The following is a 15,484-nucleotide window of genomic DNA, read 5'->3' on the forward strand; positions in this document are numbered from 1 at the left end:
GGAGTTCAAAGAGCAGACATCGAAAGAGGTCAAGTACTAGCAAAAGCTGGATCAATAACTCCACACAAAAAGTTTGTAGGTCAAGTGTACGTACTTAAAAAAGAAGAAGGTGGAAGACATACTCCATTCTTTGATGGATATAGACCACAATTCTACTTTAGAACAACAGACGTTACAGGATCAATAAAATTACCAGATGGAATGGAAATGGTAATGCCTGGAGACCACATAGACATGAACGTTGAGTTAATAACTCAAGTAGCGATGGATGAAGGATTAAGATTCGCTATCAGAGAAGGTGGAAGAACTGTAGGTTCAGGAGTTGTTACTTCAATAGTTGAGTAATAGAATCAATTGAATTTGCTGAGGGACTGGGTGTTTAAGCCTAGTCCTTTACATAGTAAATTCAAGTTGACACAATGTTCTTATTATGATAAATTATTAAGGTAATACGTACTTTTTAGAATAAAGTAGGGACGGATATTCTAATAAACATATATAAAAAATACTGGAGGTGCTGATTGTGAGAGTAAAAATAACTTTAGCATGTACGGAGTGTAAACAAAGAAATTACAACTCAATGAAAAATAAGAAGAATGATCCAGATAGATTAGAGATAAAGAAGTATTGTAAGTTCTGCCAAAAGCATACACTTCACAAAGAAACAAAATAATTTAGGTCTTTATCTAAATATCTTTTAAGGATGTGTTAAAAGATGGTTATGGATGGGAAAGCTAAGAGTCAAGTTGATGACAAAGGTGGTTTCTTTAAGTTTTTAAAAGAGGTAAAAGGGGAAACCAAAAGAATAACTTGGCCAAATAAAAAAGAAATAAAAAAGGCCACTATAGCAGTGGCAACATTCTGCCTTATATACATAGTTTTGGTAGGTGGATTAGACATGATTTTTCAAAACCTCTTTAGGATAGTATTAGGAATAAAGTAAAGGAGGTGGGGGTGACTGGGTTACCCCTTGAAATATGAGTGAAAAAGCTAAATGGTACGTTGTGCACACATACTCAGGTTATGAAAACAAGGTAAAAGTCAACTTGGAAAAAACTATAGAAAATAGAAATTTACATAGTTTTATTCATGCAGTAGAAGTGCCTCTAGAAGAGCAAATCGAAGAAAAAGATGGCAAACAAAAGGTAACTTTGAAGAAAAAATTTCCTGGTTATGTAATAATAAAAATGATAATGACAGATGATTCTTGGTATGTCGTAAGAAATACTAGAGGGGTCACTGGATTTGTTGGACCAGGGTCAAAACCTGTTCCACTTACCGATGAAGAGGTTGAATCTATGGGTGTTAGTGAAACAGCTATAGATATTGACTTGGAGGTAGGAGAAACTATTCAGATTATTTCAGGACCGCTTAAGGACTTTACTGCGGTTATCCAAGAAATAAATATTGAAAAACAAAAAATCAAAGCTATGGTTAGCATGTTTGGAAGAGAAACTCTCGCTGAACTAGAGTTTAACCAAGTTGAAAAATTTGATTAATGTTTAAAAAATAAATAAAAGTACGAGACGAAAGTCTTAGTAAGTGGGAGGACGAAAAGTCCGTAATACCACAGTATAGGAGGAATAACTCATGGCTAAGAAAGTTACAGGAATGATTAAACTTCAACTTCCTGCAGGAAAGGCAACTCCAGCACCACCAGTTGGTCCAGCATTAGGACAACACGGTGTTAATATTATGGGATTCTGTAAGGAGTTCAATGCTAAAACTGCAAATCAAGCTGGATTAATAATTCCAGTTGTAATAACTGTTTATCAAGATAGATCATTCAGTTTTATATTAAAAACTCCTCCAGCAGCAGTGTTATTAAAGAAAGCAGCTGGAATTGAGAGCGGTTCTGGTGTACCAAACAAAACAAAGGTTGCAACACTTAAGAAGGACCAAATAAGACAAATAGCTGAGACTAAAATGCCAGACTTAAATGCAGCAACTATAGAAACTGCAATGAGTATGATAGAAGGAACAGCTAGAAGTATGGGAATAGTTGTTGAGGACTAATTTTTAAAATAGTGGGAGGTAACTACCGTTAATACCACGAAGGAGGCTTAGTAATGGGAAAGAATTATATTGAAAGTGCAAAATTAGTAGATAAGAATGCATTATATACAACAGTTGAAGCTATGGAATTAGCTGTTAAAACTGCAAAATGTAAGTTTGATGAGACTATAGAAGTTTCTGTAAGATTAGGTGTTGACCCAAGACATGCTGATCAACAAGTTAGAGGAGCAGTTGTACTTCCTCATGGAACAGGTAAAAGTGTAAAAGTATTAGTTTTCGCTAAGGGTGAAAAAGCTAAAGAAGCTGAAGCTGCAGGAGCAGAATATGTTGGAGCTGAAGATTTAGTAGCTAAGATCCAAAATGAAAACTGGTTTGACTTTGATGTAGTTGTTGCTACGCCTGATATGATGGGAGTAGTAGGAAGACTAGGTAGAGTATTAGGACCTAAGGGATTAATGCCAAACCCTAAGTCAGGAACAGTTACTTTTGATGTAACAAAAGCTGTTCAAGAAATAAAAGCTGGTAAAGTTGAATATAGAGTAGATAAAACTGCTATAGTTCACGTTCCAGTAGGAAAGAAATCATTTGGTTCTGAAAAGCTAATAGAAAACTTCCGTGTATTAATGGAAGCTATAGTTAAAGCTAAGCCATCTGCTGCTAAGGGACAATACATGAAATCAGTAGCTGTATCTAGCACAATGGGACCTGGAATCAAAGTAAATCCAACAAAAGTTTTGGATTAGTATTGACTAATAAGAAGAATTATGATAACATAGGTTTTGTTGAAAACAGAATATTTAATATTCCGTAGATAGTGGGTGCGTAAGCGTAACGTAAATCGACCTACCGAGGTTCCATACAAAGCTTGAATTTGTAAGGTCTTCTTGCGTCTGCGAGGAGGCCTTTGTTATTTTCATAAATAGCATAATCGTAAGGAGGTGGCAAACTGTGAACAAGAATAGACAAATAAAAGAAGCTAAAGTAGCTGAAATAAGAGAAAAACTTGAGAAAGCTCAAGCAGTTATTCTTGCAGACTATCAAGGTTTAACAGTTGAACAAGATACACAACTTAGAAAGAATCTAAGAGAAGCTGGAGTTGAGTACAAAGTATATAAAAATAGTTTAGTAACTTTAGCTGCTAAAGAACTAGGAATGGATGGTATCGTTGAATACCTAGAAGGACCAGTTTCTATAGCACTTGGTTATGAAGACGTAACTGCACCAGCAAGAATTTTAAATGACTTCGCTAAAGACCATAAGAAGTTAGAATTAAAAGCTGGTATAGTTCAAGGAGAAGTTTATGATGCTGACAAAGTTAAACAACTTGCAAGCATTCCTTCAAAAGAAGTTCTTATTGCAAAACTTCTTGGAAGTATCAAGTCTCCAGTATCAAATCTTGCATACTTATTAAATGCAATAAAAGAGCAAAAGGAATCTGCAGAATAATATAATTGATGTAGATATACTTAATAGATTACTTAATAAAAAAACAAATAAATAGAAATTTTGGAGGTGCTTTAAAATGACAAAAGAGCAAATCATTGAAGCTATAAAAAATATGAGTGTATTAGAATTAAACGACTTAGTTAAAGCTTGTGAAGAGGAATTCGGAGTAAGCGCAGCTGCACCAGTAGCAGTAGCAGGAGCAGCAGCAGGAGCTGCAGCAGAAGAAAAAACTGAATTTGAAGTAGTATTAACTAACGTTGGTTCAGAAAAAATAAAAGTTATAAAAGCAGTTAGAGAAATAACTGGATTAGGATTAAAGGAAGCTAAAGAAATAGTTGACGGAGCTCCTAAAACATTAAAAGAAGGCGTAGCTAAAGACGAAGCTGAAGCTATGAAAGCTAAGCTTGCAGAAGTTGGAGCTACAGCAGAATTAAAATAATTACTTATGTAGTAATATAAGAGGCGCTTATTCAAGTGCCTCTTTTTTATCGAATGACAGTTGACTAGTCTTTTTCATTGTGTTATTATTATTTAATGTACTGTTATATGCTTTAAACAAAATAAAGTTTAAAATAGTACTAATTTTGATTAATTTTATAAAAAATTGGTTATAATAATATGATGATTGTATGCAATCCAGAAGCTTAATTAAAAAATGTTTTGCTTTTGGTTATTTTAGTTTATACAAGGGGTGAAAGCTTAATGGTACATCCTATTCAACGTGGAAAAAGAACAAGAATGAGTTTTGGTAGAGTAAAAGAAGTTGCTGATATGCCGAACTTAATAGAAGTACAACTAGATTCCTACAAATGGTTTTTAAAAGAAGGTTTATATGAAGTTTTTGACGACATAAACCCAATAACAAACTACACAGGAAATCTTGTTCTGGAGTTCATTGACTTTAAGGTTGAAGAAGAGAATACAAAATATTCAGTTGATGAATGTAAAGAAAGAGACGCAACTTATGCAGCACCATTAAAAGTAAAGGTGAGGCTACGTAATGAAGAGACAGGAGAAATAAAAGAACAAGAAGTCTTTATGGGAGATTTCCCATTAATGACAGAACAAGGAACTTTCGTAATCAATGGAGCAGAAAGAGTTATAGTAAGTCAGCTTGTAAGATCACCGGGAGTATATTATTCTGTTTCTAGAGACAAGACAGGAAAGAAGCTGTTTGCATCAACAGTTATACCAAACAGAGGAGCTTGGCTTGAGTACGAAACTGATTCTAATGACATAATATATGTAAGAATTGATAAAACAAGAAAATTACCTATAACAATTCTTGCTAGAGCTTTAGGTTTTGGTAATGATCAAGAAATAGTAGATTACTTTGGAGAAGATGAAAGACTAAAGTGTACTATTGAAAAAGATAATACTAAAACTAAAGAAGAAGCTTTATTAGAAATCTACAAGAGATTAAGACCAGGTGAACCACCAACTGTAGATAGTGCCTTATCATTAATAGATTCTTTATTCTTTGATGCTAAGCGTTATGACTTATCAAAAGTTGGTCGTTACAAATTTAATAAGAAGTTAGCTTTAAATTTAAGATTAACAAACCAAATAGCAGCTGAAGATATAGTTAATCCTTCAACAGGAGAAATCTTTGTTGCTAAAAATGAAAAAATTTCAAGAGAAACTGCTCTAGAAATTCAACATTGTGGTATTAATTCAGTAGATATACTAGTTGAAGACAAAATTGTTAGAGTTATAGGTAATCATTTTGTTGACATACATAAGCATGTTAACTTCAACGTAGACGATCTAAATATAAAAGAGCTAGTTCATTACCCAACTCTTAAAGAAATCTTAGATCAATATTCAGATGAAAAAGAATTAAAAGATCAGATAAAGAAGAGTTTACACAGGTTAGTACCTAAACATATTGTTAGAGATGACATATATGCAACTATAAGTTATGAAATAGGATTGGCTTATGGTATAGGATATGTAGATGATATCGACCATTTAGGTAATAGAAGATTAAGAGCAGTAGGAGAGTTATTACAAAATCAATTTAGAATTGGTTTATCAAGAATGGAAAGAGTAGTTAAAGAGAGAATGACTATTCAAGACCAAGAAGGAATAACTCCTCAACAACTTATCAATATAAGACCTGTTACTTCTGCCATAAAAGAATTCTTTGGAAGTTCACAACTTTCACAATTCATGGACCAAACAAATCCACTTTCAGAATTAACTCATAAGAGAAGATTGTCAGCATTAGGACCGGGAGGATTATCTAGAGAGAGAGCTGGTTTTGAAGTTAGAGACGTTCACCATTCTCACTATGGAAGAATGTGTCCGATAGAAACTCCTGAAGGACCTAATATAGGACTTATCAACTCTTTAGCTACTTATGCTAGAGTTAATGAATATGGATTTATGGAGACTCCATATAGAGTTGTGGATAAAGTTACAGGCGAAGTTACAAGTGAAATAAGATACTTTACTGCTGATGAAGAAGATAGATATCTAGTGGCTCAGGCTAATGAACCATTGGATGAAGAAAACAAATTTGTAGATAGTAAAGTAACTATTAGAGTAAAAGAAGATGTTTTAATTGTTCCAAGAGAAGATGTTGATTTAATGGATATTTCTCCAAGACAAATAGTATCTGTTGCAACTGCAATGATACCTTTCTTAGAGAATGATGATGCATCAAGAGCTCTTATGGGATCAAACATGCAACGTCAGGCAGTTCCATTATTAAAGCCTCAAGCACCAGTAGTAGGTACAGGAATAGAGTACAAAGCTGCTGTTGATTCAGGGGTTCTACCAAAGGCTACAAATGCAGGCGAAGTAATTTATGTAAGTGCTAACGAAGTTAGAGTTAGAAGAGACTTAGATGGAGGTTTAGATACTTATAGACTATTAAAGTTTAAAAGATCTAACCAAGGTACTTGTATAAATCAAAGACCTATAGTTTCTAAAGGAGAAAAGGTAGAAAGAGGTACTGTATTAGCAGATGGACCATCTACTGATTTAGGAGAAATAGCTTTAGGTAAGAATATCAGAATGGGTTTCATAACTTGGGAAGGATATAACTATGAGGATGCTATGCTAATCTCAGAACAATTAGTTAGAGATGACGTATTTACATCAATTCATATAGAAGAATACGAGTGTGAAGCTAGGGACACTAAATTAGGACCAGAAGAAATAACAAGAGATATACCAAATGTTGGAGAAGATGCTCTTAAAGATATAGATGAACGTGGAATAATAAGAATAGGTGCAGAAGTTAAATCTGGAGACATATTAGTTGGTAAGGTAACTCCAAAGGGAGAGACTGAACTAACTGCAGAAGAAAGATTACTTAGAGCAATATTCGGTGAAAAAGCTAGAGAAGTTAGAGATACTTCTTTAAGGGTTCCACATGGTGAAGCTGGAATAATAGTAGATGTAAAAGTGTTTACTAGAGAAAACGGCGATGAATTAACACCAGGAGTAAATCAATTAGTAAGATGTTATATAGCCCAAAAGAGAAAGATCTCAGTTGGAGATAAAATGGCTGGACGTCATGGTAATAAAGGGGTTATCTCAAGAGTATTACCAGAAGAAGATATGCCATTCTTACCAGACGGAAGACCACTTCAAATATGTCTTAATCCTCTAGGTGTACCATCTCGTATGAATATTGGTCAGGTACTAGAAGTTCATTTAGGATGGGCTGCTTCGAATATGGGATGGCATGTTGCTACACCAGTATTTGATGGAGCTAGAGAAGAAGATATAGAGGCGTGTCTAATAAAAGCTGGATATAACTCAGATGGAAAAACCTACTTATATGATGGAAGAACTGGAGAAGCATTTGACAATAGAGTTACTGTAGGATACATGTATATCTTAAAACTAGCCCACTTAGTTGATGATAAGATACATGCTAGATCTACAGGACCATATTCATTGGTAACTCAACAACCACTAGGTGGTAAAGCTCAATTTGGAGGACAAAGATTTGGAGAGATGGAAGTTTGGGCACTAGAAGCATATGGTGCAGCTCATACTTTACAAGAAATCTTAACAGTTAAGTCTGATGATGTAGTTGGTAGAGTTAAGACATATGAAGCTATAGTCAAAGGTGAAAACATACCAGAACCTGGTGTGCCAGAATCATTCAAGGTTCTTATAAAAGAACTTCAAGCTTTATGTTTAGATGTAAAAGTCCTTAATAATGATAAAGAAGAAGTAAAAATAAAAGAATCTGTTGAAGAAGAATTAGAAGATTTAGAAGTTAATATAGAAGGAACTGAGAAAGTGGAAACACCAGTTCCAGATAATACTTATGTAGAAGAGACTGAAGAAGTGGAAGCAGAAGAAGAAATTGATATAGATTATGAATCTATACAATTAGATGATTTTAATACTGAGATAGAGATAGATGGTTTTACTGATGAACACTAATATTGAAGGGAGGATACACCCTTGATCGAATTAAACAATTTTGATGCGTTACAAATTGGTTTAGCTTCCCCAGAGCAGATAAGAGAATGGTCTAGAGGCGAAGTTAAAAAGCCTGAAACAATAAACTATAGGACATTAAAGCCAGAAAGAGATGGCTTATTCTGTGAAAGAATATTTGGACCTATGAAAGATTGGGAATGTCACTGTGGAAAGTACAAAAGAGTAAGATATAAAGGAATAGTATGTGATAGATGTGGTGTAGAAGTAACTAAGTCTAAAGTTAGACGTGAGAGAATGGGGCATATAGAACTTGCTGCCCCAGTATCTCATATATGGTATTTCAAAGGAATACCATCAAGAATGGGTTTGATTCTTGATATGTCACCAAGATCTTTAGAAAAAATACTTTACTTTGCTTCTTATGTTGTACTTGATCCAAAGGAAACACCGTTATTAAAGAAGCAATTATTAAATGAAAAAGAATATAGAGAAGTTGTAGATAAGTACGGTGAAGAAAGCTTCGAGGCAGGAATGGGAGCTGAAGCTGTAAAAAGACTTCTTGAAGCAATTGACTTAGAAAGATCTTCGAAAGAATTAAAAGAAGAGTTAAAAACTTCAACAGGTCAAAAGAAAGTTAGAATAATAAGAAGACTTGAAGTTGTTGAATCTTTTAGAAAATCCAGCAATAAACCAGAGTGGATGATAATAGGAGTTATACCTGTTATACCTCCAGATTTAAGACCTATGGTTCAATTGGATGGAGGTAGATTTGCTACTTCAGACTTAAATGATTTATATAGAAGAGTTATCAACAGAAACAACAGACTTAAAAAGCTTCTTGATTTAGGAGCACCTGACATAATTGTCAGAAATGAAAAAAGAATGTTGCAAGAGGCTGTAGATGCTCTAATAGATAATGGTAGAAGAGGTAGACCGGTTACAGGACCAGGAAATAGACCTTTAAAATCATTATCAGATATGCTAAAGGGTAAACAGGGTAGATTTAGACAAAACTTACTTGGTAAGAGAGTTGACTACTCAGGAAGATCTGTTATCGTAGTTGGTCCAGAATTAAAAATGTATCAATGTGGTCTTCCAAAAGAAATGGCATTAGAATTATTTAAGCCATTTGTTATGAAAAAGCTTGTGGAAAGTGGTGCAGCACATAATATTAAGAGTGCAAAAAGAATGGTTGAGAGAGTTCAATCTCAAGTATGGGATGTACTTGAAGAAGTTATTAGAGAGCATCCAGTATTACTTAACCGTGCTCCTACTCTACATAGACTTGGAATTCAAGCATTCCAACCAGTGTTGGTAGAAGGAAGAGCAATAAAATTACATCCATTAGTATGTACAGCATATAATGCTGACTTTGATGGAGACCAAATGGCTGTACACGTTCCGTTATCAGTTGAGGCTCAGGCAGAGGCAAGATTTTTAATGCTTGCAGCTGGAAACATACTTAAGCCATCAGATGGTAAGCCAGTTTGTGTACCTACACAGGATATGATTCTAGGATCATACTATTTAACTTTAGATAAAGATGGTGAAATTGGAGAAGGAAAAGTATTTTCTTCAGAAGAAGAAGCATTAATGGCATATCAAGTAAAGGATGTTACATTACATTCTAAAGTTAAGGTTAGAGTATTCAAGGAAATTGATGGAACATTACAATCAGGAATAATAGACACAACTGTAGGTAAACTTATATTCAACGAGTCTATACCTCAAGATTTAGGGTTTGTTGATAGAACAAATCCAGAAAATATATTGAAGTTAGAAGTTGATTTCTTAGTTAATAAGAAAAAGTTAGGCGAATTAGTTGATAAATGTTATATGAAGTATGGTCCAACAGAAACCTCTGTGATGCTAGACCAAATTAAAGCTAAGGGATACCATTATTCTAGTATTGGAGCTATAACAGTTTCAGCATCTGATATGATAGTACCGGATGAAAAAGAAGCTTTAATAAAGGATGCAGAATCAACAGTTGATAAAATTGCAAAAATGTATAAAAGAGGACTTATCTCAGATGATGAAAGATATGAGAGAGTTATAGATAAATGGACTAAAACTACAGAAGAAGTGGCAGATGCACTTATGAATAGTTTGGATAGATTAAATCCAATATTCATGATGGCGGATTCAGGAGCCAGAGGTTCTAAATCTCAGATCAAACAACTTGCAGGTATGAGAGGTCTTATGGCCGCTCCATCAGGTAAGATAATAGAGCTACCAATCAAAGCTTCATTTAGAGAAGGTCTAGATGTCTTAGAATACTTTATATCTACTCACGGAGCTAGAAAAGGTAATGCTGATACAGCTCTTAAGACAGCAGACTCTGGATACTTAACAAGAAGACTTGTTGATGTAAGCCAAGACGTTATAGTAAGACAAGAAGATTGTGGCACTAATGACGGTTTATATGTAAGTGAGATAAAAGAAGGTAGTGAAGTAATAGAAGAACTTAAAGAAAGATTAACAGGAAGATACACTGCAGAAGATATTCTTGACCCTAATACAGGTGAATTACTTGTAGCTAAAGATTTTTATATGAATAATGAATTAGCTGAGAAAGTAAGTAAGTCTGGAATTAAGAAGGTTAAGATAAGATCTGTATTTACTTGTAGTTCTAAAATAGGTGTATGTTCAAAGTGCTATGGTATGAATATGGCAACTGCTGATAAGATAAACATAGGTGAGGCAGTTGGTATAGTAGCAGCTCAATCAATAGGGGAGCCTGGTACTCAGCTTACAATGAGAACATTCCATACTGGTGGAGTTGCAACAAGTGCCGATATAACTCAAGGTCTTCCAAGAGTTGAGGAGTTATTTGAAGCAAGAAAACCAAAAGGTTTAGCTATAGTTACAGAGATTGCAGGTACTGTTAAGATAGAAGAAACAAAGAAAAAGAGATCAGTTGTTGTAACTGGTGATGAAGAAGTAAAAGAATACGACATACCATTTGGATCAAGATTGAAGGTAAGCAATGGAGAAATAATTGCTGCTGGAGATGAAATAACTGAGGGATCAGTAAATCCTCATGATGTATTAAAAATAAAAGGAATAGATGGAGTAAGAAGATACTTACTTTCAGAAGTTCAAAAAGTTTATAGACTTCAGGGTGTTGATATAAATGATAAGCACTTAGAAGTTGTTGTAAGACAAATGACAAGAAAAGTTAAAGTTGCAGAATCAGGAGATACAGATATGTTACCAGGTACATTGGTTGATATATTTGATTTTAATGAAGCAAATGAGAATGCAAGAAAAAATGGTGGGACTGAAGCCGTTGGTGAAACAGTTTTATTAGGTATTACAAAAGCTTCTCTTGCAACAGATTCTTTCTTATCAGCAGCATCGTTCCAAGAAACTACTAGAGTATTAACTGATGCAGCGATTAAAGGTAAAATAGATCCTTTAGTAGGCTTAAAAGAAAATGTTATAATTGGTAAGTTAATACCAGCAGGTACTGGAATGACTAAGTATGGAGCAGTAAAATTAAGTACTGAAAAAGAAATTATAGATAATGAGTTAACAAATACCAAAGAGTAAACAAATATATTTTATTGACAGTTAGTTTAGTAAATGATAAAATACAATTTGTGTGATTTTATAATTAACAAACTCTAGTGGTTTTTAATTGTCTACATGTATTCAGGGAGGCAAAGAGTAATAACTTTGCCTTCATAATGAATTCACTTAGGGAGGGAATACTATGCTAGACAGAATTAAAGAAAAAAAGGTAGTAGGTTTTAAACAAGCTACTAAGGCCATTATGAGTGGAATAGGTAAAAAACTTTATGTAGCTGAAAATGCTGATGAAAAAATAATATCTAACCTAATTGAATTAGCAAATGAAAGAGGGGTAGAGGTTATACATATAGATACTATGAAGGATTTAGGTAAACTTTGTGGTATAGATGTGGGAGCTTCAGCAATGGTTACATTAAAGAATTAATTAGCTATTTCCTAGGATTTAATATATAGATGATTAAATTTTATGAAGTTTTTAGGAGGTGAAAAGCACATGCCAACTATTAGTCAATTAGTAAGAAAAGGCAGAAAGACAGCAGTAACAAAATCAACTGCACCAGCATTAAAGGAATGTCCACAAAAAAGAGGAGTTTGTACAGTAGTTAAAACTATGACTCCTAAGAAGCCTAACTCAGCTTTAAGAAAAGTTGCTAGAGTTAGACTTACAAACGGATACGAAGTATCTGCATACATTCCAGGTGTTGGCCACAACTTACAAGAACACAGTGTTGTTTTAATAAGAGGTGGAAGAGTTAAGGACCTTCCTGGAGTTAGATACCATATAGTAAGAGGAGCATTAGATTGTTCTGGAGTAGCTAACAGAATGCAGGCAAGATCCAAGTACGGTGCTAAGAGACCAAAACAAAAATAATTATTTATGTTAATTAGTGCTAAGTCTTCAGCATTTACATATATATGAGTAAAACCTTTTATAGATGGTTTTGCAGAAGATAAAAGCGCTTTACGGCAAAAATGATAGTGTCGAGTACCGATGACTTAAATATTCATTGTTAAGGAGGGAAGAAAAGTGCCAAGAAAAGGACATGTAGCCAAAAGAGATGTTTTACCAGATCCAATATACAAGAGTAAAGTTGTAACAAAGTTAATAAACAACATAATGGAAGATGGTAAAAGAGGAGTAGCACAAAAAATATGCTACGGAGCTTTCGAAATAGTTGCAGAAAAAACAGGTAAGGATGCAACAGAAGTTTTCGAAGAAGCTATGAACAACATAATGCCTCTATTAGAGGTTAAAGCAAGAAGAATAGGTGGAGCTACTTACCAAGTTCCAATAGAAGTAAGACCAGAGAGAAGACAGACTCTAGGTATAAGATGGTTGCTTATAGCAGCAGATAAAAGAGGCGAAAAGTATATGAGAGAAAGATTAGCTAATGAATTAGTTGATGCTGCTAACAATACTGGAGCCGCTGTTAAGAAGAGAGAAGATACTCATAAGATGGCTGAAGCGAATAAAGCTTTTGCTCATTACAGATACTAATAACAAAACTGTTTTGGCTTAAACCAAAACAGTTTTGTCAAATTTAAAATTACTGTATTTGAGAGGAGGAAGATTAATGGCTAGAAAATTCCCGTTAGAAAAATTCCGTAATATAGGAATAATGGCACATATAGATGCAGGAAAAACAACAGCTACAGAGCGTATCCTATTTTATACTGGAAAAACTCATAAAATAGGCGAAACTCATGAGGGCGGAGCAACAATGGACTGGATGGCACAAGAGCAAGAAAGAGGTATAACAATAACTTCTGCTGCAACAACTTGTGAATGGAAAGGTCATGAAATAAATATAATAGATACACCAGGACACGTAGACTTTACAGTTGAGGTTGAAAGATCTTTAAGAGTTCTTGATGGAGCTGTTACGATATTAGACGCTAAGAGTGGGGTTGAACCACAAACTGAAACTGTTTGGAGACAGGCAGATAAGTATGGTGTACCAAGAATGGTGTTCGTAAATAAAATGGATGCTACAGGAGCTAACTTCTTTAATTGTTTAGGATCTTTAAGAGATAGATTAAAGACAAATGCAGTTCCTATACAAATTCCAATAGGTCAAGAAGACCAATTCATAGGAATGGTTGACCTAATAACTCAAAAGGCCATTATACATAAAAATGACCTAGGAACTGAGAAGGAATACATTGATATTCCAGAAGAGTTAAAAGAAAAAGCAGCAGAATATAGAATGGCTATGGTAGAAGCAGTTGCTGAAACAGATGAAGAGCTAATGATGAAATACTTAGAAGGTGAAGAGTTAACTGTTGATGAGTTACATTCAGCTATAAGAAAAGCTACAATAGCTAATCAAATGATCGTAGTTTTATGTGGAAGTGCTTATAAAAATAAGGGTGTTCAAGAATTAATAGATGCTCTTATAGAATACATGCCATCACCACTAGATATACCTGCAATAAAAGGTACTAAGCCAGAGACTGAAGAAGAAGATGAAAGACCAGCGGATGATAATGCTCCAATGTCAGCATTAGCATTTAAAATAGCAACAGACCCGTTCGTTGGAAAACTTGCATTTACAAGAGTTTATTCTGGAATAATGGAGAGTGGAACTTATGTGTTAAACTCTACAAAAGGAAAGAAAGAAAGAATAGGAAGACTTGTAAAAATGCATGCTAACCATAGAGAAGAAGTCGCTGAACTTAGAGCAGGAGACTTAGGCGCTATAGTTGGTTTAAAGGATACAACAACAGGAGACACACTTTGTGCTGAAAATAATCCTATAATACTTGAATCTATGGATTTCCCAGAACCAGTTATATCTGTAGCTATAGAGCCAAAGACAAAAGCTGGTCAAGAAAAAATGGGTATTGCTTTATCAAAACTTGCAGAAGAAGACCCAACATTCAAGACTTACACAGATCAAGAAACAGGTCAAACTATAATAGCAGGTATGGGAGAGCTTCACTTAGAAATCATCGTTGATAGACTTCAAAGAGAATTCAAAGTTGAATGTAATGTTGGAGCACCTCAAGTTGCTTATAAAGAAACAATTAGAAAAGCTGTTAAAGCAGAAGGTAAGTTTGTAAGACAATCAGGTGGACGTGGACAATACGGACATTGTTGGATAGAAATGACACCTACTGAAGGAGAATATGAATTCCAGAATGGAATAGTTGGAGGATCAGTTCCAAGAGAATATATCCCTGCTATAGATAATGGAATTAGAGAAGCATCAGAAAGTGGTATAATCGGAGGATTTGAAGTTATAAACTTCAAAGTTAAGTTATTCGATGGTTCTTACCATGATGTTGACTCATCAGAAATGGCATTTAAAATAGCTGGATCTATGGCGTTCAAAAATGCTATGGCTAAAGCAGACCCAACATTACTTGAACCTATGATGAAGGTTGAAGTAGTAGTACCAGAAGAGTACATGGGAGATGTTATGGGAGACATAAACTCTAGAAGAGGAAGAATAGAGGGAATGGATCCAAGAAACGGAGCTCAAGTAATAAGATCATTCGTTCCACTTTCAGAAATGTTTGGATACGCAACTACTTTAAGATCAAGAACTCAAGGTAGAGGAACTTATTCAATGGTATTTGATCACTATGAAGAAGTACCAAGAAGCATACAAGAGCAAGTTGTAGGTAAAAAAGCATAATTTATTAATTAAATTTATGTATAACATATTTAATTATTTGTAAAATAATATTATAATATTTATGTAAAAATAACTTATATGTATATTTAAGGAGGAATTTATAATGGCAAAGGCAAAATTCGAGAGAACAAAACCTCACGTTAACATTGGAACAATAGGTCACGTAGACCACGGTAAGACAACACTAACAGCAGCTATAACATCAGTATTAGCAAACAGAGGATTCGCTGAAGCTTTCAAATACGATGAAATAGATAAGGCTCCAGAAGAAAAAGAAAGAGGAATCACAATAAACACAGCTCACGTTGAGTATGAGACAGAAAATAGACACTATGCACACGTTGACTGTCCAGGACATGCTGACTATGTAAAGAACATGATAACAGGAGCAGCACAAATGGATGGAGCAATCTTAGTTGTATCAGCAGCAGATG

15 protein-coding genes and 1 other annotated feature are annotated in these 15,484 nt (G+C 34.4%); all 15 genes read left to right on the forward strand.

All coding sequences use genetic code 11. The features are described from left to right. Positions 1–345: EF-Tu C-terminal domain-related protein (locus BM119_RS18240; RefSeq protein ID WP_479723134.1), on the forward strand; the 345-nt coding region annotated here is incomplete at its 5' end. A gap of 178 nt (positions 346–523) precedes the next feature. Further along, positions 524–673: a 50S ribosomal protein L33 gene (gene rpmG, locus BM119_RS18245; RefSeq protein ID WP_090043145.1), complete on the forward strand. Its 150-nt coding sequence runs from the start codon at positions 524–526 to the stop codon at positions 671–673. A 42-nt stretch (positions 674–715) separates the two neighbouring features. After that, the gene (gene secE / locus BM119_RS18250) at positions 716–943 is read left to right on the forward strand and encodes a preprotein translocase subunit SecE (protein ID WP_423231014.1); all 228 of its coding nucleotides are present in this window, start codon (positions 716–718) and stop codon (positions 941–943) included. A 34-nt stretch (positions 944–977) separates the two neighbouring features. Beyond that, positions 978–1,499, forward strand: a complete 522-nt coding sequence (nusG, locus tag BM119_RS18255) for a transcription termination/antitermination protein NusG (protein ID WP_090043146.1) — start codon at positions 978–980, stop codon at positions 1,497–1,499. 91 nt (positions 1,500–1,590) lie between these two features. Beyond that, complete coding sequence (rplK, locus tag BM119_RS18260) at positions 1,591–2,016, forward strand: 50S ribosomal protein L11 (RefSeq protein ID WP_090043147.1); 426 nt, start codon at positions 1,591–1,593, stop codon at positions 2,014–2,016. 53 nt (positions 2,017–2,069) lie between these two features. Further along, complete coding sequence (gene rplA, locus BM119_RS18265) at positions 2,070–2,759, forward strand: 50S ribosomal protein L1 (protein ID WP_090043148.1); 690 nt, start codon at positions 2,070–2,072, stop codon at positions 2,757–2,759. Positions 2,760–2,803: 44 nt separating this feature from the next. Beyond that, positions 2,804–2,934 (forward strand) — a sequence feature (ribosomal protein L10 leader region). A 30-nt stretch (positions 2,935–2,964) separates the two neighbouring features. Then, positions 2,965–3,462 (forward strand): 50S ribosomal protein L10, encoded by a 498-nt coding sequence (gene rplJ / locus BM119_RS18270; protein WP_090043149.1) that lies wholly within the window; start codon positions 2,965–2,967, stop codon positions 3,460–3,462. Positions 3,463–3,538: 76 nt separating this feature from the next. Continuing rightward, positions 3,539–3,901, forward strand: coding sequence for a 50S ribosomal protein L7/L12 (rplL, locus tag BM119_RS18275; protein ID WP_090043150.1), 363 nt, complete (start codon positions 3,539–3,541; stop codon positions 3,899–3,901). Between the two features lie 263 nt (positions 3,902–4,164). Continuing rightward, positions 4,165–7,872 (forward strand): DNA-directed RNA polymerase subunit beta, encoded by a 3,708-nt coding sequence (gene rpoB / locus BM119_RS18280; RefSeq protein WP_090043151.1) that lies wholly within the window; start codon positions 4,165–4,167, stop codon positions 7,870–7,872. 21 nt (positions 7,873–7,893) lie between these two features. After that, a complete protein-coding gene (gene rpoC / locus BM119_RS18285) occupies positions 7,894–11,427 on the forward strand; it encodes a DNA-directed RNA polymerase subunit beta' (RefSeq protein ID WP_090043152.1) in 3,534 nt (1,177 codons plus the stop codon). A gap of 163 nt (positions 11,428–11,590) precedes the next feature. Continuing rightward, complete coding sequence (locus BM119_RS18290; protein ID WP_090043153.1) at positions 11,591–11,833, forward strand: ribosomal L7Ae/L30e/S12e/Gadd45 family protein; 243 nt, start codon at positions 11,591–11,593, stop codon at positions 11,831–11,833. A 69-nt stretch (positions 11,834–11,902) separates the two neighbouring features. Next, positions 11,903–12,280, forward strand: a complete 378-nt coding sequence (gene rpsL, locus BM119_RS18295; protein WP_090043154.1) for a 30S ribosomal protein S12 — start codon at positions 11,903–11,905, stop codon at positions 12,278–12,280. Between the two features lie 156 nt (positions 12,281–12,436). Further along, entirely contained in the window at positions 12,437–12,907 is a 471-nt protein-coding gene (gene rpsG, locus BM119_RS18300) for a 30S ribosomal protein S7 (RefSeq protein WP_090043155.1), read from the forward strand. A gap of 76 nt (positions 12,908–12,983) precedes the next feature. Continuing rightward, complete coding sequence (gene fusA / locus BM119_RS18305; protein WP_090043156.1) at positions 12,984–15,050, forward strand: elongation factor G; 2,067 nt, start codon at positions 12,984–12,986, stop codon at positions 15,048–15,050. Between the two features lie 103 nt (positions 15,051–15,153). Further along, on the forward strand, positions 15,154–15,484 hold a 331-nt coding region (locus tag BM119_RS18310), incomplete at its 3' end, for a GTP-binding protein (protein WP_177199497.1).

Source organism: Clostridium frigidicarnis, from assembly GCF_900111985.1.
In the GTDB taxonomy this organism is placed as follows: Bacteria; Bacillota; Clostridia; order Clostridiales; family Clostridiaceae; genus Clostridium_Z; species Clostridium_Z frigidicarnis.

Coding starts and splice junctions, on each gene's coding strand:
- secE (WP_423231014.1), top strand. CDS start 716: ATGGTTATGGATGGGAAAGCTAAGAGTCAAGTTGATGACAAAGGTGGT.
- nusG (WP_090043146.1), top strand. CDS start 978: ATGAGTGAAAAAGCTAAATGGTACGTTGTGCACACATACTCAGGTTAT.
- rplK (WP_090043147.1), top strand. CDS start 1,591: ATGGCTAAGAAAGTTACAGGAATGATTAAACTTCAACTTCCTGCAGGA.
- rplA (WP_090043148.1), top strand. CDS start 2,070: ATGGGAAAGAATTATATTGAAAGTGCAAAATTAGTAGATAAGAATGCA.
- rplL (WP_090043150.1), top strand. CDS start 3,539: ATGACAAAAGAGCAAATCATTGAAGCTATAAAAAATATGAGTGTATTA.
- rpoB (WP_090043151.1), top strand. CDS start 4,165: ATGGTACATCCTATTCAACGTGGAAAAAGAACAAGAATGAGTTTTGGT.
- BM119_RS18290 (WP_090043153.1), top strand. CDS start 11,591: ATGCTAGACAGAATTAAAGAAAAAAAGGTAGTAGGTTTTAAACAAGCT.
- rpsL (WP_090043154.1), top strand. CDS start 11,903: ATGCCAACTATTAGTCAATTAGTAAGAAAAGGCAGAAAGACAGCAGTA.
- fusA (WP_090043156.1), top strand. CDS start 12,984: ATGGCTAGAAAATTCCCGTTAGAAAAATTCCGTAATATAGGAATAATG.